The sequence below is a fragment of the Paenibacillus bouchesdurhonensis genome, assembly GCF_900155685.1.
Taxonomy (GTDB): Bacteria; Bacillota; Bacilli; order Paenibacillales; family Paenibacillaceae; genus Fontibacillus; species Fontibacillus bouchesdurhonensis.
Genome location: NZ_LT732548.1, coordinates 2,268,895 through 2,292,282 on the forward strand (window position 1 = coordinate 2,268,895; position 23,388 = coordinate 2,292,282).

At 49.4% G+C, this 23,388-nt stretch carries 22 protein-coding genes; 18 read left to right on the top strand and 4 right to left on the bottom strand.

What is annotated here, in order from left to right; translation table 11 throughout:
• Positions 1–137 precede the first annotated feature (137 nt).
• Positions 138–737: a 30S ribosomal protein S4 gene (gene rpsD, locus CZ379_RS14420; RefSeq protein ID WP_110932248.1), complete on the bottom strand. Its 600-nt coding sequence runs from the start codon at positions 735–737 to the stop codon at positions 138–140.
• A gap of 491 nt (positions 738–1,228) precedes the next feature.
• Here rpsD and CZ379_RS14425 point away from each other — a divergent pair, with 491 nt between their 5' ends.
• From CZ379_RS14425 to CZ379_RS14450, 6 genes are all read left to right on the top strand, one after another.
• Positions 1,229–3,175 carry a sensor domain-containing diguanylate cyclase gene (locus CZ379_RS14425; RefSeq protein ID WP_110932249.1) on the top strand — a complete coding sequence of 649 codons (1,947 nt, stop codon included), beginning with the start codon at positions 1,229–1,231 and terminating at the stop codon, positions 3,173–3,175.
• Between the two features lie 136 nt (positions 3,176–3,311).
• Positions 3,312–4,148, top strand: coding sequence for a hypothetical protein (locus CZ379_RS14430; protein WP_110932250.1), 837 nt, complete (start codon positions 3,312–3,314; stop codon positions 4,146–4,148).
• A 160-nt stretch (positions 4,149–4,308) separates the two neighbouring features.
• The gene (locus CZ379_RS14435; protein WP_110932251.1) at positions 4,309–5,424 is read left to right on the top strand and encodes an aminopeptidase; all 1,116 of its coding nucleotides are present in this window, start codon (positions 4,309–4,311) and stop codon (positions 5,422–5,424) included.
• An 85-nt stretch (positions 5,425–5,509) separates the two neighbouring features.
• Entirely contained in the window at positions 5,510–5,755 is a 246-nt protein-coding gene (locus tag CZ379_RS14440; RefSeq protein WP_125083009.1) for an HPr family phosphocarrier protein, read from the top strand.
• A 214-nt stretch (positions 5,756–5,969) separates the two neighbouring features.
• Complete coding sequence (locus tag CZ379_RS14445; protein ID WP_110932253.1) at positions 5,970–6,257, top strand: Fpa/YlaN family protein; 288 nt, start codon at positions 5,970–5,972, stop codon at positions 6,255–6,257.
• 333 nt (positions 6,258–6,590) lie between these two features.
• The gene (locus tag CZ379_RS14450) at positions 6,591–6,953 is read left to right on the top strand and encodes an Asp23/Gls24 family envelope stress response protein (protein ID WP_110932254.1); all 363 of its coding nucleotides are present in this window, start codon (positions 6,591–6,593) and stop codon (positions 6,951–6,953) included.
• Positions 6,954–7,060: 107 nt separating this feature from the next.
• Here CZ379_RS14450 and ftsW read toward each other — a convergent pair whose 3' ends face one another.
• Together ftsW and CZ379_RS14460 are read right to left on the bottom strand one after the other, a co-directional pair.
• Positions 7,061–8,302: a putative lipid II flippase FtsW gene (gene ftsW, locus CZ379_RS14455; protein ID WP_110932255.1), complete on the bottom strand. Its 1,242-nt coding sequence runs from the start codon at positions 8,300–8,302 to the stop codon at positions 7,061–7,063.
• Positions 8,303–8,312: 10 nt separating this feature from the next.
• Entirely contained in the window at positions 8,313–8,654 is a 342-nt protein-coding gene (locus CZ379_RS14460; protein WP_110932256.1) for a YugN family protein, read from the bottom strand.
• A 220-nt stretch (positions 8,655–8,874) separates the two neighbouring features.
• Here CZ379_RS14460 and CZ379_RS14465 point away from each other — a divergent pair, with 220 nt between their 5' ends.
• From CZ379_RS14465 to CZ379_RS14510, 11 genes are all read left to right on the top strand, one after another.
• Complete coding sequence (locus tag CZ379_RS14465) at positions 8,875–10,044, top strand: M20 family metallopeptidase (protein WP_110932257.1); 1,170 nt, start codon at positions 8,875–8,877, stop codon at positions 10,042–10,044.
• A 100-nt stretch (positions 10,045–10,144) separates the two neighbouring features.
• Positions 10,145–10,567 carry a CBS domain-containing protein gene (locus CZ379_RS14470; protein ID WP_110932258.1) on the top strand — a complete coding sequence of 141 codons (423 nt, stop codon included), beginning with the start codon at positions 10,145–10,147 and terminating at the stop codon, positions 10,565–10,567.
• A gap of 175 nt (positions 10,568–10,742) precedes the next feature.
• Entirely contained in the window at positions 10,743–12,476 is a 1,734-nt protein-coding gene (locus CZ379_RS14475) for a DNA repair helicase XPB (protein WP_110932259.1), read from the top strand.
• Between the two features lie 2 nt (positions 12,477–12,478).
• The gene (locus CZ379_RS14480; RefSeq protein WP_110932260.1) at positions 12,479–14,233 is read left to right on the top strand and encodes a helicase-associated domain-containing protein; all 1,755 of its coding nucleotides are present in this window, start codon (positions 12,479–12,481) and stop codon (positions 14,231–14,233) included.
• Between the two features lie 128 nt (positions 14,234–14,361).
• Complete coding sequence (locus CZ379_RS14485; protein ID WP_110932261.1) at positions 14,362–14,802, top strand: YlbF/YmcA family competence regulator; 441 nt, start codon at positions 14,362–14,364, stop codon at positions 14,800–14,802.
• A 90-nt stretch (positions 14,803–14,892) separates the two neighbouring features.
• The gene (locus CZ379_RS14490) at positions 14,893–15,156 is read left to right on the top strand and encodes a YlbG family protein (RefSeq protein ID WP_110932262.1); all 264 of its coding nucleotides are present in this window, start codon (positions 14,893–14,895) and stop codon (positions 15,154–15,156) included.
• Between the two features lie 141 nt (positions 15,157–15,297).
• Positions 15,298–15,681 carry an MgtC/SapB family protein gene (locus tag CZ379_RS26240; protein ID WP_199925616.1) on the top strand — a complete coding sequence of 128 codons (384 nt, stop codon included), beginning with the start codon at positions 15,298–15,300 and terminating at the stop codon, positions 15,679–15,681.
• 2 nt (positions 15,682–15,683) lie between these two features.
• A complete protein-coding gene (locus CZ379_RS26245) occupies positions 15,684–16,016 on the top strand; it encodes an MgtC/SapB family protein (protein WP_199925617.1) in 333 nt (110 codons plus the stop codon).
• A 127-nt stretch (positions 16,017–16,143) separates the two neighbouring features.
• Positions 16,144–16,581 (top strand): hypothetical protein, encoded by a 438-nt coding sequence (locus tag CZ379_RS14500; protein WP_110932263.1) that lies wholly within the window; start codon positions 16,144–16,146, stop codon positions 16,579–16,581.
• Between the two features lie 123 nt (positions 16,582–16,704).
• A complete protein-coding gene (locus CZ379_RS14505; protein ID WP_110932264.1) occupies positions 16,705–17,610 on the top strand; it encodes a selenium metabolism-associated LysR family transcriptional regulator in 906 nt (301 codons plus the stop codon).
• 25 nt (positions 17,611–17,635) lie between these two features.
• On the top strand, positions 17,636–18,502 hold the full coding sequence (locus CZ379_RS14510; RefSeq protein ID WP_110932265.1) for a PHP domain-containing protein: 867 nt from the start codon (positions 17,636–17,638) through the stop codon (positions 18,500–18,502).
• A gap of 72 nt (positions 18,503–18,574) precedes the next feature.
• Here CZ379_RS14510 and CZ379_RS14515 read toward each other — a convergent pair whose 3' ends face one another.
• Complete coding sequence (locus CZ379_RS14515) at positions 18,575–20,338, bottom strand: Rqc2 family fibronectin-binding protein (protein WP_110932266.1); 1,764 nt, start codon at positions 20,336–20,338, stop codon at positions 18,575–18,577.
• 183 nt (positions 20,339–20,521) lie between these two features.
• On the opposite strand from CZ379_RS14515, the gene CZ379_RS14520 reads away from it, so the two are divergent.
• Positions 20,522–23,329 carry a calcium-translocating P-type ATPase, SERCA-type gene (locus tag CZ379_RS14520; RefSeq protein WP_110932267.1) on the top strand — a complete coding sequence of 936 codons (2,808 nt, stop codon included), beginning with the start codon at positions 20,522–20,524 and terminating at the stop codon, positions 23,327–23,329.
• Positions 23,330–23,388: the final 59 nt, after the last annotated feature.

Below are 23,388 nucleotides of genomic sequence, written 5' to 3' on the forward strand. Positions count from 1 at the left end.
AAAATGCATATCGCTATTCATTGGGAGGGACATCTGTAAACAGGAGCATCATTCATCAGATCATTGACCGTCGTAATTTTAGGAAATAAAAAAACCGACTCGCGTCGGTAAGGACGTAAGTCGGTTTTGGTTTCCTATTAACGGTTGTAGAACTCGACGATTTGTTTCTCATCGATGTCTTGGGACAACTCGGAACGCTCTGGCAAACGAATGAATTTGCCTTCCAGTGCCGTGTCGTTGAACTCAAGGTAAGCAGGAACGTGCGAACGGTTCTCAAGAGCTTCCTTGATCGTGGAAAGATTGCGGCTTCTTTCACGAAGACCGACTACATCGCCAGGGCTTACAGAGTAAGAAGCGATGTCGACTTTCTTGCCGTTAACAGTAACGTGGCCATGGGATACCAATTGGCGTGCGCCAGCACGGGAGTTGGAGAAGCCCAGGCGATACACAAGATTGTCCAAACGAGTCTCGAGGAGGAACATGAAGTTCTCGCCCGCGATACCGCTCATTTTTTGCGCTTTGTTGAACAAAGTGCGGAATTGCTTCTCGCCGAGACCGTACATGTGGCGAAGCTTTTGTTTCTCTTGAAGCTGCATGCCGTAGTTGCTAATTTTTCTGCGTTGGGTCGGGCCATGCTGTCCCGGAGGGAAAGGGCGCTTCAATTCTTTTCCAGTACCGCTCAAGGAAATGCCAAGACGGCGGCTAAGTTTAAATTTAGGACCAGTGTAACGTGCCATTGTATAGGTAGACTCCTTTAATTTTAAATTTTCGTTATAGGGTTCTACTTGCGCGGACTTTGTTTATGTGAGCGAAGGATAGAATATAATTACGCTCATCTGCCAGGAAAGTTCAGCCGCTGTCCCGACAGCAACAAAATCCAGAGGGTGCCGCATGCGTTACGCCCCAATCAAAGACCTATCCAGTCTTTATCAACAATATATATTATATGAAATCATTGAATAAAGTCAAGATGTGGTTTTTGTATGAAAAGCGGGGTTTATGTCGATAGGGCTTTCGGCCTAAAAAAGTGTGGTAGAATGAAGTAAATTTAATGCAAAAAGGCAAGGAAGATAGTAAAATAAACATATAGTCACAGAAATCGGAACCACAGAGTGGAATTACAGGACGGAAGAGACAACCATAGCAGCTGTTATAAATGGACAGAGTTGAATAGCTTAGGTTACCAATAAATCGCCGTATTCCAAGTGCGACGAAAAGGAGTTTTCCTATGGCCAAACAATCAAGAGATGACCCGACGATAGATACAATTCCGAATTCTTCCCTGTCTATGCTATTTGAGGAAGCTAGCGAACACATGAGTTGGCTGGAGCAGCTTGATATAACAGAGCATGATTACTCGTATATTGAACCGTTCATTCAGAAAGGCTACGCCGACTGGAAGCAGGAGGTCTCTGAATTACCCGAACTTGGAGGGGCGCGATGGTTTGTGGCCAATCATCAGGGGGCAATCCTTGAGGCGGACATGCCGATTCTGCCGCTCGTGGCAGAGACGCTGGCTAGCAGCGTGCAAAGTCTCGACTGTACCGTCAGATCATTCGAGCAGAACAGCTGCATTACTGTTCCGGTCTTTACGCGGACGAAAGGTCAGTTATTTGCAATATTCGGCTGTGTGCTGAAGGATGGGCTGGATGCCGCTGTGTCCACTATTCTAGTAAAAACGAATGCCCATTATTTTCCGTCATGCTTTTACAAGAGATTTGAGGCCTGGTTCGTGCTTGATTTGCTGACCATTCAGAAGCAAGCTAAACGTGAGGAGCATCGCCGCTCCATATTGTTTCAGGTCGTTCAGAAGCTGCATGGTAAAATTGATGTAGACTCCATTTTGTCTGAAGTGTTTGAGAGAATTGCCGGCATGTATCCGGATGCCAAGGTGGAGCTATTGATGTCGCAGGATCATCTAAGCCGTGACCCGAGGGTAAAATCCTTGCTGCTGCATGGGGAGCAGGAGCATGTGTGTGTCCGGGCATTTATGGAAGGGAGAATGCTGCGTAGAGAGCTTGAAGGCACTGAAGGCGAGCCTTATCTTGAAATCGCGGTACCGCTCATTGGCAAGCAGGGGGTCTACGGCGTGTTTCATTTGCTTCTGCCGCGGGATCAGGTGGAAGAAGTCGACCTGCAGCTGATCAGTATGCTGGCCGACACGGCAGGAACGGCTTTCGAGAATGCGAAGCTATACGAGCAGTCCAATTTGTTAATCAGCGAGCTGCGGCTCATTAATGAGCTGACCAAGCGGCTGAATCAGAGCCTTCGTCCCAAAGAAGTTTTTAAATTCGCCACGGAAGAATTGATGTCGATTTTTAAGGCGGAGTTTTGCTGCATATCGCAAATTGCGAAAGAGAATGAGTATTTCGAAATCATGTCCAGCAATGTACCTTCATTGTCCCAAAAGGAGTTTTTTCCGAAGGATTACGGCTTTAGCGGTTTGGTCTACTCCACCGAAGAGCCGATAATATTGTCCGATTACAAGGTTTATAATAAATTTTCATCCAAATTAATGGAGGAGACGAATTCCCGATCTCTTATTGCAGCTCCTTTAATCGTAAGAGGAGAAGTGAACGGCGTCATTATGCTGTCTCATCGGGAAGAACGATTTTTCTCATATGAGAATTATAAATTGCTGCAGGTGCTTGCTTCCCATATCGGCCTCGCCATCGCTAACGCTTCTCTGCATGCAGAGGTAAGAAGAATGGCCAACCGGGATATGCTGACAGGGCTGTACGCCCGCCACTATTTGGATGATACGATTCAAGAGTTTCAGAAAAAGGATAACAACGGATCATTAATTGTCGTCGATATTGACCAGTTCAAGGGGATCAATGATACGTACGGGCATCAAACGGGAGACCAGATTTTGAAGCAAGTTTGCTCGATTATCAGAAATACGATTCGAAAAACGGATATCGCCGCCCGTTGGGGTGGAGAGGAACTGGCCCTGTATTTGCCTGGAGCCAGCATTGAGCACGGTCATCAAATCGCGGAGATGATTCGGTTGCGGGTGGAGCAGGAGACAGAGCCGAAGGTGACCGTTTCCTGCGGCATTGCGGAATGGAACCGGGATGATGACAAGATCAGCGTCGAATCGTTGTTTTACCAGGCCGACATGGCATTGTACAAGGCGAAAAACAACGGTAGAAATCAGACGCAAATGGGTTGAAACAGGGAAAGTCGGAGTAAGAACTGCCTCGCAGCTTGAGGCAGTTTTTGCGTTTTTCGGCGAATAGATTCTTTAGGTAGGGACAGCCTACAGCTAACAGTGTATAGCCTTAAGAGACAAGGGAGGTAACAGCAGAATGAGTCTATTTTACAGGTTCATCTTAATGGGCCTTTGCTTGCTAGCCGTACTTATCATGTCGTCCTGCCGATTACAAGAAGCCAAAACCGGCGAAGAATGGTTTAATCAGACTTGGTCCGGCTTGGCCGGTGTCGACACAATGACTTTTCAGGGCCAAGCTGCATTGTGGCGTGGCGAGAAGAGGGTGCTGGAGCAAAATTTAAGCTATACCGGAAAGCTGGATGATCATCATCGTCTGACGATGAGGACGGTGTTAGCGGAAGGCGATCCCAACAAGGGAGGCCTTCTGGCCTCTGGAAAGCGTACGGGGGAAGTATATGAGACGGAGCTTCAGGCGATGGAGCGGCGTTGGCATATCGTGTCCGACGAAGAGGCTCTGGGTACAGGCTTGGCACGGTTAAATCCGCTAGAGCAGCTGGAGCATATCCGCACGGCAGGCAAGTCGATTAAATTGGAAAGCGGGGCGGCGAGAGGAACAAAAGTGCTGCGTATTGAACTTGATCCCAAGGATGCCCTTGCTTTGATTGGCGGAGAGTTGGAAAAGGAAATGACACAGGTTAAACAGAAGTGGGAGGAAAAGCTTGCGAAGCTGCCTGACGCTAAGCGGGTAAAGCTGACAAGCCAGACGGAGCAAATATGGAGCGCCGGTCACGAGCAGCTTGTACAAATGCTGAATCAAGCCGAAACAGAAGCAGTTTACCACCTTACCATCAATGCCAAGACCGGTCTTCCGATTCGCCTGACCTCGGAATCGAGATTAACATATTTAAGTCCTCAAGGAGCCCCGCAGCAGGAGATGCTGCGGACGGATAACCGATTTGCCGACTATAGATAGCGGCAGGCCCATTCCGGATCAATTCCTTATCCCTTGGAAGAGTATGGGTCATCATGCTACAATAGAGAATGAATTTACCACTGTTCAACTTAGGTAAGCAGCTTCCTAATCTTAGCTAACAGGATGATGCTTATGTAAATTAGAGGAGGCGTAAGTCTGTATGCGAGATCCAAGAATACAGAAATTAGCAGAGAATTTGGTTGGATATTCAGTTGATGTTCAACCAGGAGAGAATGTGCTTGTCGAAATGATTGGCAATGAGCGGGATTTATTAATCGCCATCATTGAGGAGGTAGGCAGAAAGGGCGGTAATGCATTTGTCGAGTTAACCGACCGGACGGTGCAACGTTCGCTTTTCAAATATGCAAATGAGGAGCAGATGAAAACGTGGGCAGAAATTGACTTGAACCGGATGAAGCAAATGGATTGTTATATCGGCATCCGCGCAGGTACAAATGTAAATGAGCTGTCCGATGTTCCTGAAGACAAGATGAAGCTTTACAATTCGCTCTACTCCCATCCGGTACATAGCGAGCAGCGGGTGAAGCATACAAAGTGGGTCGTGCTTCGTTATCCGAACGCCAGCATGGCGCAGCTGGCCAATACTAGCACTGAAGCATTCGAAAATTTCTATTTCGACGTGTGCAATCTGGATTATGCTAAGATGGATCGGGCGCAGGACGCGTTGGCTGATTTAATGAAACGCACGGACAAAGTGCGGATTACCGGCCCAGGTACTAATCTGTCTTTCTCCATTAAAGAAATCGGAGCCATTAAATGTTCTGGAGAGCGCAACATCCCTGATGGCGAGGTCTATACAGCGCCGGTAAGAGACTCCGTGAATGGAACGATCAGCTATAATACGCCTACCTTGTATAATGGAATTACTTTCGAGAACATTAAATTCCGTTTCGAGAATGGGAAGATCGTCGAGGCGACGAGCAACGACACGGAAAACTTGAACAAAATATTGGATACGGACGGGGGCTCCAGATATATTGGAGAGTTTGCCATCGGCTTTAACCCTTATATTTTGCATCCGATGAAGGATATATTGTTCGATGAGAAGATTGCCGGCAGCCTTCATTTTACGCCAGGGCAAGCTTATGAAGAGGCGTTTAACGGGAACAAGTCGTCGATCCACTGGGATTTGGTTCTGATTCAGCGTCCGGAATATGGCGGCGGGGAGATTTATTTTGACGATGTATTGATCCGTAAAGACGGTATTTTTGTATTGCCGGAGCTAGAAGGATTGAATCCGGAGAACTTGAAATAAACGATAATATACCTTGCTAGGGAAGCGGATTCAATGTATCATGGTAATATATTTATTCCAATGTGAGACGCGGAGGGATTCTAAAGTGGCGAACAACAATCAAGCGGTAGTTGAAATTGCCCAAACAGCGGGCAAATTTGCATCATCCATCGTTCTTCAAGCAGATAATAAGTATATCGATGTAAAGAGTATTTTGGGTCTCTTCACGACGCTCGTGAATACACAAAGCTATGAATTGCACGTTCACGGGCCAGATGCGGATGAAGCGAAAGCTGCTGTATCCGAAGTGTTCAAGAAGCATGGGTTGAATGTGAAGGTAGTAGCCGAATAACATTCGATCAAAGAAGCACTCTTGCCGTTGCGGCAAGAGTGCTTCTTTTGAGAAATAACGTCATTTTGTATTGCTGTGGTAAATATCATATCTATTTGGGGAGACTTGGGAGGCGGATTATTTAGAGAGGTTCTTGTATTGGCCTCCGATTTCGTCTAATATTAAGAATAGAGTAGATGAGTGATCGACTTTATGGACATAGGGGGGAAGAAACATGACTTCATCTGATTTGCAGGAGCAACTGAGTCTGAAAGCATTAAATCTTCTGCAGGAAGATGCAGATAAAATACAGAAGCTGATCGAAGTACAGATGGAGAACCTGGCTACGCGTTACTGCCCTCTCTATGAGGAAGTATTGGATACCCAGATGTACGGTTTCTCCAGACAGGTTGACTACGCGGTTCGTGTCGGGCTCATTCAAGAGCCAACAGGCAAACAAATTTTGAACAAGCTGGAACGAAATTTGGCTCTGTTATACGAAGCGATGAACAATAAAGAGTAGCCTGTTTAGTAGAAGCAGGCTTACATAGTTCAGAAAGCGTACAAGCTGCGGATTACCGCGCGCGGTACGCTTTTTTATTTAATCACATATATGACATAAAGCTAAGATGATGAGAGTCGCAGAAATGATGAATTGCAAAGTGGCCGACTAATGCGCGTAAGATCCTGCGGCACTTACTACAAAGAAAAAATAATAGAGACGGCGACAAAATAGTGAGATTCAATATAACCATTTTGGGGAAAATAAAAACGATAAAAAAGAATACTCCCCATTTGCTTTAAAAGAGCGTAGGAATTACAATAAATAATAATGAGGTTGAAGGAGGAATGGACCATGACCGAACAATTACAGTTAGATAATGGGCTTATTCGAATTTCAGATGACGTCGTTTCCAAAATCGCCGGGATGGCGGCCTTGGAAACACCGGGAATCGCAGCAATGTCCGGTGGCTTGTCCGAGGGATGGGCGAAGCGTCTAAGCGGCAAGAACGTGCAAAAGGGCGTCACCGTAGAAGTCGGTCAGTTGGAAGCGGCAATCGATCTCCGTATTATTGTGCTGTATGAGACACCGATTCACGAGGTATGTCGCATGCTGCAGCAAAATGTTCGTGAAGCGGTTGAAAGCATGACAGGACTTAAAGCCGTGGAAGTCAATGTGAAGGTAGAGGGCGTTGCATTCAAAGATGATGAAATCTAAAAATGCAGCGGTATCGGTACATAGATGGTTTGAGGCAATCTGACCGAACCTGGAAGCAAGAAGAAGACTACGGGATTCCCGTAGTCTTCTTTCGTAATTGTATACGATTAGCGTCCGTATCTTGAATTCCCCAGTTCACGGGAAGCTTCCTTTACAACGACCGATTTCGTGCGTTCCTGCTTCGCAGGCAGAGTGGAGTCGCGCGAAATGCTGAGGACGATTCCCATCGCTCCCATCATGACCAGCAGAGAGGAGCCGCCATAGCTTATAAACGGCAGGGTTACCCCTGTTATAGGAATCGTGCGCGTTACGCCCCCGATGTTAACAAAGGCTTGAATAGCGATGAGTCCCATAATGCCTACGCCTGTCAGCAAGCCGAACGTACTGGAGCAGCGGAGTGAGACAAGCAGTCCCCTCCATATAAAATAGATGTATAGCAACAAGAAAATAATGCTGCCGATAAACCCGAATTCTTCGCCGATGACCGAAAATATAAAGTCATTATAAGAGTTGGGCAGGTAATGCAGCTTCTGAATGCCTTGGCCGAATCCAGCTCCCGTCAAGCCGCCATGTCCTAGCGCGGTCAAGGAATGAATGATGTTATAGCCGGTATGCTGGGGATCCTCCCAAGGGTTTATGAACGATGTGATTCGCCCTACTTTATAGTTGCTGCCCGCTTGCTTCTCACTCGGATTGATCTGATCCAGGAGGGCGCCGGCGCCGAGTACGATGCTGGCGCCAAGGATAAGCAGAGCGATAGAACCTAAAATATGCTTCAAGTTTGCCCCGCCAGCAAATATAATGAGACCGGCAGTAGCTACCAGAATCATGCATGAGCCAAAATCGGGCTGCAGCATAATGAGGCCAGCCACGAACCCGACGATGACCATCACGGGGATATAGCCTGTTCTTAAATCCCGGAAACGATCCCCTTTCTTCGAAATCAGGGCAGCCAGATAAAGGATCGTGGCAATCTTGGCCAGCTCGGTAGGCTGAACGCCGAGTCCGAAGATCATAAACCAGCTTCTTGCCCCGAAGATATCGTCAGCTAAAAATGGAACAAGCATCAGCATAATAATAGTTACAATAAAAACAGGGACAAAAAGCTTCTTGAACTTGTCATAAGGAATGTTCATCGTAATGAACATGAGGATCATGCCGACTCCTCCGAAAGCTATTTGACGTTTCGTAAAGTACATCAAATCATAACCAAATTTTTCACTTACTAAAGTAATGTTGGAGCTGGAGCTGAATACCATGACAATCCCGAAGCCAACCAATAACAGGGTGAGAATAAGGAGTTGAAAATCGGGAGCTCCGCGTTTGGGCTCTGATTTGCTGTCTCTCATGCCAAGATCCTTACGCCTCTAGGAGTTGTTTCAGTTCAGTTAGCTTAAGGTTGGCTGTCTTCTGCACGAACGCTGGAATTTCCGATTCGTATTCCAGTCCATGCGGGAATGTAGCACGTCCGATATAAACGGCTTCAATTTCCAGAACTGTGTCAGGACGCTCCAATTTGCCCTCAACGGCGCGTGTGTTGATACGAAGGAAATATTCGTTATCATTTTCTTCTATTTTGTAATCGTATGTAGCCCGGTAATATTCCCATTGCCAGCGAATAAACCCGACTTTCTCCGCAGTTTCGTCCAAGTAGGACAAATCGCTTTTTATTCCGTTCAAACCGGTATTTTCGAGAATCATCGTGTAAAAGGCCTCCTTAAAAGTTCTCCTCCCATGATATTATGTTTCAACCACTTGTGCAAGCATAGGAAACGCTTCAAAATAGTGAGGGGACGCTGTTTGTTGTTAATTGCGCCATATTGGGCGCGCGAGATTTCTGATACAATAATACATAATGTTTGACGGCAGGCTTGCTGCTGTTAAATAGATGCGTTATTGACAAAGAAGGAAGTGGGAGTCAATGAGAGAAGAAGCGCTAAAATCGTTGTTTCCAGCTATGGTTGAACGGAGACGGTATTTGCATCGTTATCCGGAATTGTCATTTCAAGAGCAGAATACATCAGCCTATGTTGCTGATGTATTGAGGGAGCTAGGTATTGATACAGTTGTTGGCGTGGGCGGGAACGGAGTCGTTGGAACGATTAAGGGCCAACTGCCCGGAAGAACGGTTGCGCTGCGCGCTGATATGGATGCGCTGCCGATCCAAGACGAGAAGACCTGCGAATATGCATCACAGGTTCAAGGAGTAATGCATGCTTGCGGACATGACGGGCATACCTCGGCTCTGCTCGCGGTGGCCGAGTATTTCAGCTCTCGCAGAGAAAAGCTGCAGGGCGAAATACGCCTTCTCTTTCAGCCGGCAGAGGAAGTGTGCCCCGGAGGAGCGCTATCTATGATCGAAGCTGGTGCGCTGGATGGAGTCGACGTCATATACGGCGTCCATTTATGGACGCCGATTCCAGTAGGTACGACGGCCAGCAGACCCGGGCCGCTGATGGCCTCTACGGATGAATTTTTTATCGAGCTGTCGGGACGAGGAGGGCACGGAGGGATGCCGCATGCTGCGGTAGACAGCGTTGTCGCAGGATCTGCGCTAGTGCTGCAGCTGCAAAGCGTCGTCAGCCGTTCGGTCAATCCACTCGATCCTGCGGTCGTTACGATCGGCTCGATTCATGGCGGGACGGCTCAGAACGTGATTGCCGATACCTGCCGATTGGCAGGCACGGTTCGCTGCTTCCATGAGGAGACGAGGAAGACAATTCGCGATCGCATTGAGCAATTAGCGCAAGGAACAGCACAAGCCTATGGAGCCGGAGTATCCATCGATTATATGACCGGTTATCCCAGCCTTGTAAATCATCAGGAGGAATTCGAGAGATTTCAGAACGTTGCAGCGAAGGAGGCCGGGCTTGGCGTGGAGCTTTCTCCGCAAATTATGCCTGCTGAAGATTTTGCTTATTATTTGCAGCGGGTTCCGGGCTGCTTCATGCTTGTAGGAGCCGGAAACCCTGCGAAGAATGCTGCTTACCCCCACCATCATCCAAAATTTGATATCGATGAAGAGGCGATGCTTCATGCGGCGAGCCTCATGATTGCGATGGCAGAGGCCTATCAATCGGATAGGCAATAAATTCGGCAATCATCTAGAATCCTGCCAATAGTACTAATTTGCCGAGTGATGCATAATATTGCTCCTTCCTAGGAAATCTATATCATGGAGGGATAGCATAATGAGAAAAGTAAAAGACATCATGACAGATCAAGTGGTTACTGTTTCGCCGCAAGACAACATATACGAGGTCGCGGTTAAAATGAAGGATCATGATACGGGCTTCATTCCCGTTGTGGAGGACGGAAGCCGCTTAATCGGCGTCATTACTGATCGTGACCTTGTCATTCGTGCGATTGCGGACAAGCATCCCGGCTCCACTTCGGTGGAGACCGTGATGACGCGAGGCATCCGTGCCGCTTCCCCGGACACTCCTGTGGACGACGCTGCGGAGCTGATGGCTGAGCAGCAAATTCGCCGTCTGCCAGTAACTGAAGGAGAACGGCTAATTGGCGTTGTATCGATCGGCGATTTGGCCGTACGCAACAACTTTGCCGATGAAGCAGGGGATGCGCTCAGCGAGATCTCCCATCAAGTCCATTAATTCCATTTCCCAGCCCGGGCTGTGTTCAATATGGATTGAACAACTTGCACAGGGGCATTTAAGAGAAGAAGTTCGCATAAGTGCTTGCGGACTTCTTCTTTTCCATACCGCATATTTAGAGGTTGCGCTTTACTTAAAGCAGCTTGGTAACAGTTTAGAAAAAGGAGGCCTTGTAATGAATGGAGCGGGAGCCTGCATCGTGCAGCGTGATTTAACCGTACTTCTGGAGAAGGAGCATCCTGGATTTGAACAAGCCAAATTGCAGTTGGCTTGTTTCGCGGAGCTAGTTAAAAGTCCGGCCTTGTTTCATACATACCGAATTACGCCGCTTTCTTTATGGAATGCGGCAGCAGACGGGTGGACTGCGGATGACGTGGTGGATCGGCTGCGAAATATGGCGAGATGGGAGGTTCCCGGCAAAGTGATCTCAGATATCCATACATGGATATCCCGTTACGGTTCACTAGCTCTGATCAAAATTCAGGATGCGCCGGACATGCTCTGTCTTGAAGCACGCGGCACGAGTCCATCGCTGCTATCGCAACTGGAGAAGGAGCCCGCGCTTTCTCCATTTAGACTGCAGCGGGACGGCAGCTTCAGACTTCGATTCCCGGCTGTATTCCGCGGCTTGCTCAAGCAAGAGACGGCCCGGCTTGGTTACCCGGTCATCGACGAGGCTGGTTATCATAGGGGGCATACTTTGCCGCTCGCTCTTAGAACGCAGCTCTCCGACGGTCGGCCTTTTGCGCTAAGGGATTATCAGATGGAAGGGGTTCAGGCATTTGCGGGATCGATAAACTCGAACGGAAAGCAAGGAATCGGGGGCAGCGGAGTTATTGTTCTGCCGTGCGGGGCCGGGAAGACGGTAGTCGGGATTGCCGCGCTTGAGCGCTTGCAGTGCGAAACGCTGATCTTAACCTCGAACGTCACTTCAGTACGGCAGTGGATTGCTGAAATATGTCAGAAGACAACGTTATCGCGGGAGGAAGTCGGGGAGTATTCCGGCGACAGGAAGCAGGTACGGCCGGTCACGGTATCGACCTATCAGATTTTGACCCACCGCTATAGGAAAGAGGAAGAATTCAAGCATATGAGTTTGTTTAACGAAAGGGACTGGGGGCTGATTATTTACGATGAGGTTCATTTGCTTCCGGCGCCCGTATTTCGTGCCACGGCAGAGATCCAGGCGACGAGGCGCCTGGGATTGACGGCAACGCTCGTTCGGGAGGACGGGTGCGAGCGGGATGTATTCTCGCTCATCGGGCCGAAATTGTATGAGGTTCCCTGGCGCGAGCTGGAAGAGCGCGGTCATATTGCCCAGGTTGAGTGTCAGGAAATTCAGATCCAGATGTCCGCCTCCCTTAGGGAGAAATATGAAGCCGTCCAAGGACGCGACAAATTCAGAATAGCGGCAGAAAATCCCCGAAAAATCGTCTGGCTGCAAAAATTGCTTCACCTGCATGAAGATCGGCAAATTTTAATCATCGGCCAATATTTGCAGCAGTTGACTCAGGTGGCTGACGTCCTGCAGGCTCCGCTAATTATCGGAAGCACGCCGCAGAAGGAGCGAGTCCGGCTGTTTCAGGCTTTTCGCGAACGGCGAATTCAAGTGCTCGTAGTGTCTAAGGTTGCTAACTTTGCGGTGGATCTCCCGGATGCTTCTGTGGCTGTGCAAATATCGGGCAGCTTCGGCTCCAGGCAGGAGGAGGCTCAGCGGCTTGGTCGGATTTTGCGCCCGAAAATGTCGGGAGATGTCGCGTATTTCTATAGCTTAGTATCAGCGGACAGCAGGGAGCAGCATTTTGCATTGCGTCGGCAGCTGTTTCTCGTAGAGCAGGGATATGAATACTCTATCCATTCCGATGACGCATCCTGTTTAGAGACTGTCACCCGAAAGGAGGCGCATTGAATTTGAACGGCTATAGCCATTGCAACGAGCCCTTGGCGGGAAAGGGGAACAGAAATAAGAACTGGAATGACTTGGATCACGCACTGAAGGAGCTGGCGCAGCCAGCGCGTCGTGCCCTTGAATTGATCTTCCGCCAGTTCGCCGGACTCCCCTTCAAGCTGGAGCATTTGTCCAAGGCTGCCAAGGGGCGGACAACGCCTGCCGATTTACGCGCAGCGGTTCCTGAGCTCCTTCGTAAGCAATACTTAGCTTCTGTATACAAAACCTGGGGCGACTGTTTATTCTTTATTCCACGTGAACATCTTCGTTTTCTCCAGCAATATTGGATCAGGCCAGGGCTTGCACCGAGGAATGGCAGCGATATGAGGCTCATGAAGGAAGTTAAAAGGGGGCTGGCATTGGATTTGTTCCGGAGCCTCGTTTGGATCGCCAGGCACGGACTTCCGGTTACGGCAAAAGGAGTCATCCATCGAAAGGCTGTAGACAAATTAAGTCAGCAAACAGCACTTCAGCAGGAGGATGTGGCGGGGCTATCGCTCAGCTATTCTCATCAGGATATTTACCCGGATCAAACGGCTATCATGCTGGATATGCTGCTTGAGCTGAAAATTATTCATCAGGGTTCAAAAGCATGGCGGCTGAATGTTTCGGAGCTCAGTTTATGGCTTAAACGCGATTTAACGGAGATGAATGAAGTGCTTTTTCAAAGGGTTTTATCAAAGTTTGTTCCAGCGGAGGCCGAGCTGCAGCATTTTGTTCATGTGCTATCATCCCCAGATTGGCTGGAAGGCGAGTGGTATTCGTATGATCAGGTGATCGCTTGGCTTCAGGAGGAACGCCTGCTTCGTCGGGAGCTCCCCGAGGCACGGCAAAGCTGGCTGTGGAGCTGGCTGGAAGCCATGTGCGGATTCGGCTGGCTGGAGCTTGGATGCGATCATGCTGGCGAGCGTGCTTTTCGCTGGATCAACTTGCCCTTGGGGAGAGGATTATCACGGTCTGGTTCGAAGTCAAGTTATGAGGGAGCAGTGAGGAGCTGCTTTTACGTTCAGCCGGATTTCGAAATTATGGTGCCGCCGGAGGTGCCATTCTCCGTTCGCTGGGAGCTGGAAGCCTTCACTGAAAGCCGCGTGACAGACCGCCTGTGCATTTACCGAATTACAAGCGAAGCGGTCTCTAAAGGGATTCGGCTTGGATGCTCATTGGCCGATATGCTGAGCTGCTTGCGCCGGTATTCCCCAGGGATTCCGAGCAATGTGGCCGCCGCAATGGAGGAATGGGGAAGGCAAAAGGAAGAGACGAGAGGGGAGGTGCTTTTTCCTAAGCTAGATAATCCGACGTCAGCGACCAGCGAACATGGCGAGACTCCGTCTGAGGTTGAAACACTGTGGGGCATCCTAGTATACGGAGAAAATATGGCTGCCTATCACCCGTATAATGCCATTCCTCAACAGGATGAGCTATTTCCAGGCCTGGAGCAGATTCCTGGAATGTGGCTCAAGATGAAGAGAAGCTACCACCCCTCCACCACCCGGCAAATGGTAGATCAAGCGATACAATGGCAAACGATGCTTGCTCTGCAGATCGGCGGAGAAATGGTCGAATTTTTGCCAGTTCGTTTGGAGGAGGGGGAGGACTGGCGGGTTAAGGGGAAGCTGTTTTCTTCCCGCGACTCGAACGAATGTGATGCTGTATTGGCGCCCAAGGACTGGGAATCCGTGCGTTTACAGCTTCCCCTGATGGACAAAGGGCATGAGTGATATGAGGGAATCACAATGAAACCCTTCTGCTCAGAAACTGAATATGTTATTATTATGGAGTCTACTAAAAACCCGATTTTGAGGATTAATCGGAGTAGACCATTCTATACAGAATCGAGTTGAGATTCATGAGCGTAACCGAGTTGAAGACGGTCGACATGGCCGAGCTTTTGACATACGCCTATGAATTAGGCGATATGATAAACAATTCCATCGCGGTTTCCGACTATTTATTCTGGAAGAGACGGGTGGAGGAGGACGCGGAAATTCAGGTTTTCAAAAGAAAGCTTGCCGCGCAGAAAGAGCTCTTTGAGGAGACACAGCGTTTCGGGCACTTCCATCCCAATTACCATGAGGCGAAAGACAAAGTAGCCGAGGTCGAGAAGGAGCTCGAGCAGTTCGAAGCTGTACGCAACTTCAAGGCGGCGGAGAAAGAGCTGGATGAATTGTTGCATCAAATGTCGGAAATGATTGCTTATTCCGTATCTGACACGATTAAGGTGCCGAGCAATGATCTCAATCCGATTGGCGGCGGCTGCGGAAGCGGCGGGAAGTGCAGCTGCGGATAGGCCGGGGCCGCGGCTCTGGCCGCGGCGGCCTAGGGACTAATGAATTGCTTTGTAAGGATTATGAACGGGCGACGAAATAGGAGGGATTACATGTTTCCGGAACGTACAGGCTATATTATTTGGGTAAGCGATTTGAAGGCGGCAAGAAATTTGGAGAAATACGGGAGCGTGCATTATTTATCCCGACGGATGCATTACGTCGTCATGTATGTAAATACCGAGCGAGCAGAGGACATTATGCGAAATATCCGCAAGCTGTCTTATGTTCGCAAGATCGAGCGATCTTACCGTAATGAAATAAAGACGGAATATAAGAAGGAAGTTCCGGATAAGACGCAGTATTATGGACTGTAGGTATTTTTAAAATATGAATATTTATAGCCCGTTTGGTGTAAAGTTTACTAGAACGACGGCGGGATTAAATGATGAGCGACCCTGAGGGCGCTCATCATTTTTTACTTGCTGGTTGAGCGGAGCTTTTAGGAGGCGGGACAGGTGGAATATGAACTTTTATTACGGGTTCTGATCGCAGGCATTTGCGGTTCGATTATCGGCTTCGAACGAAAGAGCCGTATGAAGGAAGCGGGGGTTCGAACCCATTTTGTCGTAGCTGTCGGAGCTGCTCTTATGATCATTATTTCGAAATATGGCTTCCAGGATCAAATAGGCTGGAGCAATTTATCGTTGGATCCGTCCAGAGTCGCGGCGGGGGTCGTCAGTGGAGTAGGCTTTTTGGGGGCGGGCATGATTTTTATGCAGAAGCATACGATAAAAGGCTTGACAACAGCGGCTGGAGTATGGGCAACGGCGGGGGTATGCATGGCCGGTTGGGGCCGGATGTACACCGCTCTTTTTTCCCTTTTTATATGGGTTAANTAGGCATGGCGGTTGGCGCCGGCATGTACTTCGTTGGAATCGGAGTGATGCTCCTTATTTTTGTAGGGCAAATTATGCTTCATGGCCGTCTTAATTGGATGGCCTCTCCCAAGATCGAAAAGCTTCTTCTCGTCATTGAGAAGGAGGAGGAAGCGCTTGAGCTCATTTTAAAACGGCTGGAAGAGCTTCATGTTTCTGTGCTCGCCTTTGAAATGGATCGTCAGGAAGAAGAGATGACGTTAGCTTTGACACTGCAGGCTAAAGGCGGTTTTGCTCTGGAGAAGCTGATCTCGGTGCTAGGTAGTGACAAATTAGTTAAAAAAATAAAAATGGAGTGATTTCCAGAGTAGATTTTAGTTCTAAGATGAAGGCCTCCCTTGTAGAATAATGGAAAGTGATGTATGATTATAGGTAAATATACTTAGTCACAAAGACCTATCAACTACAAGACATGAGGTGTGCGTCATGAGAGACAAGGTTACGGAGCGGTGGGGAACTTACGAGGCTTTTCACGTAACTTTAGGCGATAAGAGAGTCTCCGATATCGTGATCACTAACCATGCCATGATGCGGTATCGCGACAGAATAGATCGGACGAATAAAGGCTTTGAGAAAATAGCCGTCTGGGCTTGGGAATGCCTCAAGCAGGATCGGATTAAACATTATTATCGCAATGAAGAAGACGTTTATTTGGTAGATGATGATTTGGTGATGGTCGCCGAGTTTGCTGAAATTCCTGGCGAATATGATTTGGTCGGAAGACCCATGCACCGGATGATCATCGTGACGTTTCTGGGGCGCATGTCCGAGACGATCGAACTGCGGGATCTTAGATCCTATTATTCTTGGCTAAGGCATTCTCGGCGCATGACGCTGATGAAGAACAGCCGCAAGCGGAAATAAGTACAAAATCAGCTGGTTCTCCGAAAAGGAAGCTAAGATGATAAAGCAGACACTGTGAGAGTGTTTGCTTTTTTTGTTTGCCTGGACATGCTATGGTATTGGAGTAGAAGGGGTGAAGCGAAGATGGCCTTAAATTATCATCAATTACATATTTTTTACACCGTCGCCCAGCGAGGCAGCTTCTCAGCGGCCGCTCAGGCGCTACATATGACACAACCTGCGGTAACGATGCAAATACAATCGTTGGAGGATTATTTTGGCACGAAGCTGCTGATCAGATCGACGAAGCGTATTGATTTGTCTGAAGCGGGAAAGGCTTTATATCCGTATGCGCGAAAAAGTATTGAACTGATGCGCGAAACCGAAAAGGCGATGTCGCAGTTCACGTCCATGCTGGAGGGACGCCTGCTGCTCGGCTCCAGCCTCACGATCGGCGAATATGTGCTTCCACGGCTGCTGGGGCCGTTCGGACGTCAATATCCGCATATTTCGATTGTGCTAAAAGTAATGAATTCAACGCAAATTATCGATGAAATTGTCAGCCACCAACTCAACTTCGGCTTGGTTGAAGCGCCGGTACATCATCCGGACATGATATCCGAACCGGTTATGGAGGATGAATTAAAGCTGGTTGTGCCTGCCGGGCACCCGTTGGCGGGCAGGGGCAAGCTGAAGCTGAAGGAAGTGCTGTCTTACCCGTTTGTTCTGCGGGAGAAGGGCTCTGGAACCCGGCAGGTTATGGAGGAGCAATTAGAGGGCTGCGGAATAGATCTTAGCGAGCTGGATATCGTAATGGAGCTCGGGAGCACGGGTGCCGTGAAGTCGGCGGTCGAGGCGGGTTTCGGACTTACTTTTTTATCGCCTTCCTCCGTGAAACATGAGCTGGCTCTCGGATTGCTGGAAGTATTGGAAATCGAGAATGTAACGTTCAAGCGGCAATTTTATTCGATTCACTTAAAGTCTACGCTGCTTCCGGTATCGGCAGTTACGTTCCTAACCTTTCTACGCGAACAGAAGCTTCCTCTGTAATCATGTTAAGGAGATGAATTGAGTAATGAATGATACGGCATTGCAAGAGTTATACGATCTGCATACTCACACACGGGCTTCCGACGGGATGAACGATCCAGCGGGAAATATACGCCTGGCTAAAGAAAAAGGCTTGGCAGGCATAGCGATAACGGATCATGATACAGTTGCGGGGATTGAAGAGGCGTTGGAGGCCGGGCGGCAATATGGAATTACAGTTGTTCCTGGAGTTGAAATCAGTACGGTAGCGGGAGGGCGCGATATTCACGTACTGGGCTACTTTATTGATGTCGCGGATCACAAGCTGCTTGGCAGGCTTCAGAAGTTAAGGGAGACTCGCGAAGCCCGCAATGATCTTATTCTGGAGAAGCTTCAAGCTCTGGGAATGCCGCTGACGCTTCAAGAAATCAAGGACGGGCTTGGCCGCCCGCTTCGCCCCGATGAGAGCATCGGCCGACCGCATATTGCCGATGCACTGGTTCGCAAGGGCTATGCCGACAATATGCGAGATGCCTTCGATCGTTATCTCGGTGAAGGGAAGCCGGCATATGCAAGCGTCCCAAGGATATCGCCGGAGGAGGCGATGCAATGGATTCGAGAGGCGGGTGGAGCTCCCGTGCTTGCGCACCCCGGCCTATATGGGGATGACGAGCTGGTCAGACGAATTATCGCCAGCGGAAAGCCCGTGGGAATTGAGGTATACCACTCTGATCATGGAGCGAACGAGGAGCAGCGTTATTTGGAGATCGCGGCTCAATTCGACTTAGTGCCGACCGCTGGCTCCGATTACCATGGCGTAAGGCAAGGCGTCGTATTTCACGGGGATATCGGTTCGCGCTCGCTGTCGCTCTGCGTATTGGAAGAGCTGCGTGTCCGATCGGGTCTTAAGTAGAACAAGCTTAAAAAATCCCTCGACCAGTTCATGGGCTATGAACATAGAGTCGAGGGATTTTTGTTTTGATCGTTATTTTACCGCATTTGGCAGGCTCTTAATCAGCGCCTCATCCGGCGTGACGAACAGTGTGCGCTGCTGCTCGTAAATCACAAAACCAGGCTTGGCGCCATTTGGTTTGCGAACATGCTTAATCAGTGTGTAATCAACTGGAACGCTGCTGGATTCCTTCGCTTGGCTGAAGTAAGCCGCTAGCTGGGCCGCTTCATTCAATGTAGCCTCCCCGTAGGAAGCGCTCCGTATGACGACGTGAGATCCCGGAATATCCTTGGTGTGAAGCCAGGTGTCATTGTGGCTAGCCAGCCGGTTCGTCACGTACTCGTTCTGCAAATTATTTTTACCGACGTAAATGTCGATGCCTTCGGAAGAAGTATAGACATGCAGGGTCGGTCGATCACTTTTTTTCTTTTTCTTGTTTTTGCCACTGCGTTCTCTCAAATAGCCCTGCTGGATCAATTCCTCACGTATTTCATCGATATCGCTTAATGTGGCATGAGCCAATTGCTGGAGCAAGCCTTCCAAATAAGTAATTTCTTTGCGTGCGATGTCCATTTGCTCATCAATGATGGTCAGGCTGTTTTTGAATTTATTGTATCTTTTGAAATAACGCTGCGCATTTTCGGAGGGGGTGAGCAGCGGGTCGAGTGATACGGTCATTGACTTTTGCTCCTCATCATAATAATTGATGAGCTCCGCCTTCGTATCGCCCTTCTCGATTTGATGGAGAGAGGCGAGAAGCAGTTCCCCGGAAATCCGATAACGCTCAGCGTCCTCGGCTTCCACGAGATCCTCCTGGAGCTTGGTCAGCTTCTTCATGTTCTTGCTGCGCTCATTTTGCAGAAAACGCAACAGGTCGCTCGTTCTTTGCTTTACCGTGTCGCGCAGCGCTTTTTCCCCGTAATAATCCTCCATGCAGGCGCTGATCGAAGGATATGTGTGAACCTCCTCCTGTACCATGCTCAAGGATACGGCAGAGAAGACATGCTTACCTTTGCTGTTGCTCCCGGACATCGGGTGATATTGATGATCGGCAATATCGAGCATCATTGCAGAAAATGCCGACCATACGTCTTCAAGCTTCGGGGATACTTGGACACTGTGCTCAGCAGCGGAATCTTCTATGCGACTGGCCCGGTGATAGATTTCTTCCGCGATGAGCGGACTGAGGCCGCTGTAGGCTTGAACCAGCCAGAAGCTTGACTTGATTTCTTCCCCAGCTTTGTCCCAAGCCGACAGGAAATCCTCCTTGCCAGCCTCGATAGGATTCAGCTTGTGCTGCTCCGGCGGTTTAGTATAAGCAAAGCCTGGCATAACGACCCGATAGCTGCTAATGGAAGGGGTCACGTGATGGATGCCGTCAAATTGGATTTCCGTACTTGGATCGACGAGGATGATGTTGCTGTGCCGCCCCATTAATTCTACAATGATCCGCTTGACGGAAATATCTCCAAGCTCATCACGCTGCCTGATATCGAATGCGATAATCCGCTCCATCCCGTATTGGGTAATCGCTTCGATTACGCCACCCTCGCAGTGTTTTCGCAGCAGCATGCAGAACATAGGAGCTTCCTGCGGATTAGGAAAGGACTGTTCTGTAAGATGTACTCGCGGGTAGGTCGGGTTAGCCGATAAAATAAGCCTCCGATTGCCGCCTTGCGAACGTAAATTGAAAATAATATCACTGGCGGATGGTTGATGTATTTTATTGATGCGTCCGCCCACGCAAATTTGAAGCTCGTGAACAATCGAACGCGTAACGATTCCGTCAAGTGCCATATGTGTAATCTCCTTCTATAAGTGCCGTGGGCGCGTATCGCGCTCTCTCTATGATGCCATACTTCATGTAAAAACTTAAGTCCTCCCTTGTGATAATTTAGGACTGGCCTGAATACATTTAGCCTAGGTGGAAAAGCCTTCACTCTGTAAATCTGCATAAATTACGGGAGGGGAATAGGGAGGATGGAACAAAAAAACTGGCACCAGTGGAGTGGAGAGGAGCTTCTCGAGCGGTTCGGCGTCTCGCGTGAGCAAGGTCTGACCGAGGAAGAGGTTCGGCTTAGACAAGAGCAGAGCGGGTGGAACGAGCTGTTGGAAATGCAGCGCGTATCGCCGCTGCTCCTCTTCCTGAACCAATTCAAGGATTTCATGATGCTCGTACTGATGGCAGCGACATTGATTTCGGGACTTCTCGGCGAATATTTGGACGCCGTTACTATTATAGCCATCATCATTTTGAACGGGGTTCTCGGCTTTATTCAGGAATTTCGTGCGGAACGGTCGCTAAGGGCGCTCAAACAGTTGTCCGCTCCTCATGCCAAAGTTCTGCGGGAAGGACGCGTCCGTGATATTACGGCAAGAGAGCTCGTGCCAGGCGACATTGTCATGGTAGAGAGCGGGGATCGCGTTCCGGCCGATATCCGCTGGCTTGCCGCCAATAGTCTTGATGTGGAGGAGTCCGCGTTAACCGGGGAATCCCATCCGGTGAATAAGCATGCCGAGGCGATTCGGGAAGAGGAGGTTCCGCTAGGCGATCAGAAAAATATCGGCTTCATGGGAACCATGGTGACCCGAGGGAGCGGAAGAGGCGTCGTCATCCGCACGGGGATGGAGACGGAAATGGGCAAAATTGCCGACCTGATCCAAAATACAGAGGTACAGGAGACCCCGCTGCAGCGCAGACTTGAACAGCTAGGGAAAATACTGATTTATTTGGCGCTCGGTTTGACTATCCTCGTCGTCGTGGTTGGGATCATTCACGGACAGCCTGCCGGAAGCATGTTCTTTGCCGGAGTGAGTCTTGCGGTTGCAGCCATTCCTGAAGGCCTTCCGGCGATCGTGACGATTGCTCTTGCTTTAGGGGTACAGAGAATGATCAAGCGCAAAGCGATTGTGCGCAAGCTTCCTTCGGTAGAAACGCTCGGCTGTGCCTCCGTGATATGCTCTGACAAGACGGGAACGCTGACGCAAAATAAAATGACGGTAACGCATCTTTGGCTGGAAGGGCGTCCGCTAGAAGTAACGGGTGATGGATATGAGCCGGTTGGCCATATCATGGAGCAGGGGCAGTCACTGGATATGAAGCAAGATCAAAGCCTGCGCCGCTTGCTGCAAATCAGCGCCTTGTGCAGCAATGCCGAGATTTACGAAGAGGAAGAAGAGGAGAGCGCCCGCAATCGGCGCAAAGGCAAGAAAGAGGCAGCCGGCTCCCGCTGGAAGCTTAAGGGGGATCCTACAGAAGGAGCGCTTGTTACATTAGCGACTAAAATGGGGCTAACTGCGGGCTCGTTAAGCGGCATTTATAAGCGTGAAAAGGAGCATCCATTTGATTCCAAACGCAAAAGGATGTCCGTCGTCGTATCCCATCAAGGAGGCGCTATTGCCTTCGTCAAGGGGGCGCCCGATATGTTGCTGGAGCGCTGCTCTTATATATTATGGGAAGGCAAGGTCGTTCCCTTTACGGGAACGCTGCGTCAAAAGGTACAGGCAGCAAATGATGAAATGGCCCGCCGGGCATTGCGCGTGCTGGGGCTAGCATATCGCGAGCTTCGACCTCAAGAAAATGTGAATAGCGAAGAGGCTGTGGAGTCGCAGCTTGTGTTTGTCGGTTTGACCGGGATGATTGATCCTCCGCGGCGTGAGGCGAGGGAGGCTATAGCAACCTGTCGCAAAGCGGGAATCAAGACGGTGATGATTACGGGGGATCACGGCCTGACCGCCGAAGCGATTGCCCACGATCTAGGAATTTTACAGCGGGGCGGAGCATCGATCTCAGGTTCAGAGCTGACCGTAATGAGCGATGAAGAGCTGGAGCAGAAGGTGGACAGCACGTTTGTCTACTCCCGCGTATCCCCAGAGCATAAGCTGCGGATCGTAAAGGCTCTCCAGCGCAAAGGCCATGTCGTAGCCATGACGGGAGACGGTGTGAATGACGCTCCTGCCATCAAAGCGGCCGATATCGGAATCGCTATGGGTATTACAGGAACGGACGTATCGAAGGAGGCCTCCTCTCTCATTTTGAGCGATGATAATTTCTCGTCGATCGTCGCTGCCATTGAGGAAGGACGGAACATTTACGAGAATATCCGCAAATTTATCCGCTATCTGCTTGCCTCCAACGTGGGTGAAATATTAACGATGCTGTTTGCTATGCTGGCGGGCCTGCCGCTTCCGCTTATGCCGATCCAAATTTTATGGGTCAATTTAGTGACAGACGGCCTTCCTGCCATGGCGCTTGGCGTGGATCAGCCGGAGAAAGATCTTATGGAGCATAAGCCGCGGGGAGCGAAGGAGAATATTTTTGCCCGGCGGCTCGGCTGGAAAATACTAAGCCGCGGCCTGCTCATCGGTTTGTGTACGCTCGGAGCATTCTGGATTACGCTGCAAAGCCATTCGGGAGCTGAGGATCAGCTGGTCAAGGCCCAGTCTGTAGCTTTCGCCACCCTAGTCATGGCTCAATTGATCCATGTGTTCGATTGCCGCAGCTCCCGCTCTATTTTCCACCGGAACATTTTGCAGAATCGTTTGCTTGTTATTGCAGTACTATCCTCTATCGTATTGCTGCTTGGAGTCATTTATATTGAACCGCTGCAGCCGATCTTCAAAACTATGCCGCTTTCGCTGAGAGACTGGTCCATTACGCTTGTGGCTGCGGGAATACCTACGTTCCTGCTCGGTGCGGGCAGCGTTTGGTCGGGCCGGAAGCATCGCCGTAAATACAACAACTCCGGACCGTTCATGCCTGTGAAGAGTACAAATTTTCGTGCATAAAATCAATACCTTTCCGAGCCCCCTAACTATAGACTAACCCCATAGATTAGCTTTGCAGC

What these genes read in the sequence shown, in the direction of transcription:
- rpsD (WP_110932248.1), bottom strand. Translation starts at nt 737, where the DNA reads ATGGCACGTTACACTGGTCCTAAATTTAAACTTAGCCGCCGTCTTGGC.
- CZ379_RS14425 (WP_110932249.1), top strand. Translation starts at nt 1,229, where the DNA reads ATGGCCAAACAATCAAGAGATGACCCGACGATAGATACAATTCCGAAT.
- CZ379_RS14430 (WP_110932250.1), top strand. Translation starts at nt 3,312, where the DNA reads ATGAGTCTATTTTACAGGTTCATCTTAATGGGCCTTTGCTTGCTAGCC.
- CZ379_RS14435 (WP_110932251.1), top strand. Translation starts at nt 4,309, where the DNA reads ATGCGAGATCCAAGAATACAGAAATTAGCAGAGAATTTGGTTGGATAT.
- CZ379_RS14445 (WP_110932253.1), top strand. Translation starts at nt 5,970, where the DNA reads ATGACTTCATCTGATTTGCAGGAGCAACTGAGTCTGAAAGCATTAAAT.
- CZ379_RS14450 (WP_110932254.1), top strand. Translation starts at nt 6,591, where the DNA reads ATGACCGAACAATTACAGTTAGATAATGGGCTTATTCGAATTTCAGAT.
- ftsW (WP_110932255.1), bottom strand. Translation starts at nt 8,302, where the DNA reads ATGAGAGACAGCAAATCAGAGCCCAAACGCGGAGCTCCCGATTTTCAA.
- CZ379_RS14460 (WP_110932256.1), bottom strand. Translation starts at nt 8,654, where the DNA reads ATGATTCTCGAAAATACCGGTTTGAACGGAATAAAAAGCGATTTGTCC.
- CZ379_RS14465 (WP_110932257.1), top strand. Translation starts at nt 8,875, where the DNA reads ATGAGAGAAGAAGCGCTAAAATCGTTGTTTCCAGCTATGGTTGAACGG.
- CZ379_RS14470 (WP_110932258.1), top strand. Translation starts at nt 10,145, where the DNA reads ATGAGAAAAGTAAAAGACATCATGACAGATCAAGTGGTTACTGTTTCG.
- CZ379_RS14475 (WP_110932259.1), top strand. Translation starts at nt 10,743, where the DNA reads ATGAATGGAGCGGGAGCCTGCATCGTGCAGCGTGATTTAACCGTACTT.
- CZ379_RS14485 (WP_110932261.1), top strand. Translation starts at nt 14,362, where the DNA reads ATGAGCGTAACCGAGTTGAAGACGGTCGACATGGCCGAGCTTTTGACA.
- CZ379_RS14490 (WP_110932262.1), top strand. Translation starts at nt 14,893, where the DNA reads ATGTTTCCGGAACGTACAGGCTATATTATTTGGGTAAGCGATTTGAAG.
- CZ379_RS26245 (WP_199925617.1), top strand. Translation starts at nt 15,684, where the DNA reads ATGGCGGTTGGCGCCGGCATGTACTTCGTTGGAATCGGAGTGATGCTC.
- CZ379_RS14500 (WP_110932263.1), top strand. Translation starts at nt 16,144, where the DNA reads ATGAGAGACAAGGTTACGGAGCGGTGGGGAACTTACGAGGCTTTTCAC.
- CZ379_RS14505 (WP_110932264.1), top strand. Translation starts at nt 16,705, where the DNA reads ATGGCCTTAAATTATCATCAATTACATATTTTTTACACCGTCGCCCAG.
- CZ379_RS14510 (WP_110932265.1), top strand. Translation starts at nt 17,636, where the DNA reads ATGAATGATACGGCATTGCAAGAGTTATACGATCTGCATACTCACACA.
- CZ379_RS14515 (WP_110932266.1), bottom strand. Translation starts at nt 20,338, where the DNA reads ATGGCACTTGACGGAATCGTTACGCGTTCGATTGTTCACGAGCTTCAA.
- CZ379_RS14520 (WP_110932267.1), top strand. Translation starts at nt 20,522, where the DNA reads ATGGAACAAAAAAACTGGCACCAGTGGAGTGGAGAGGAGCTTCTCGAG.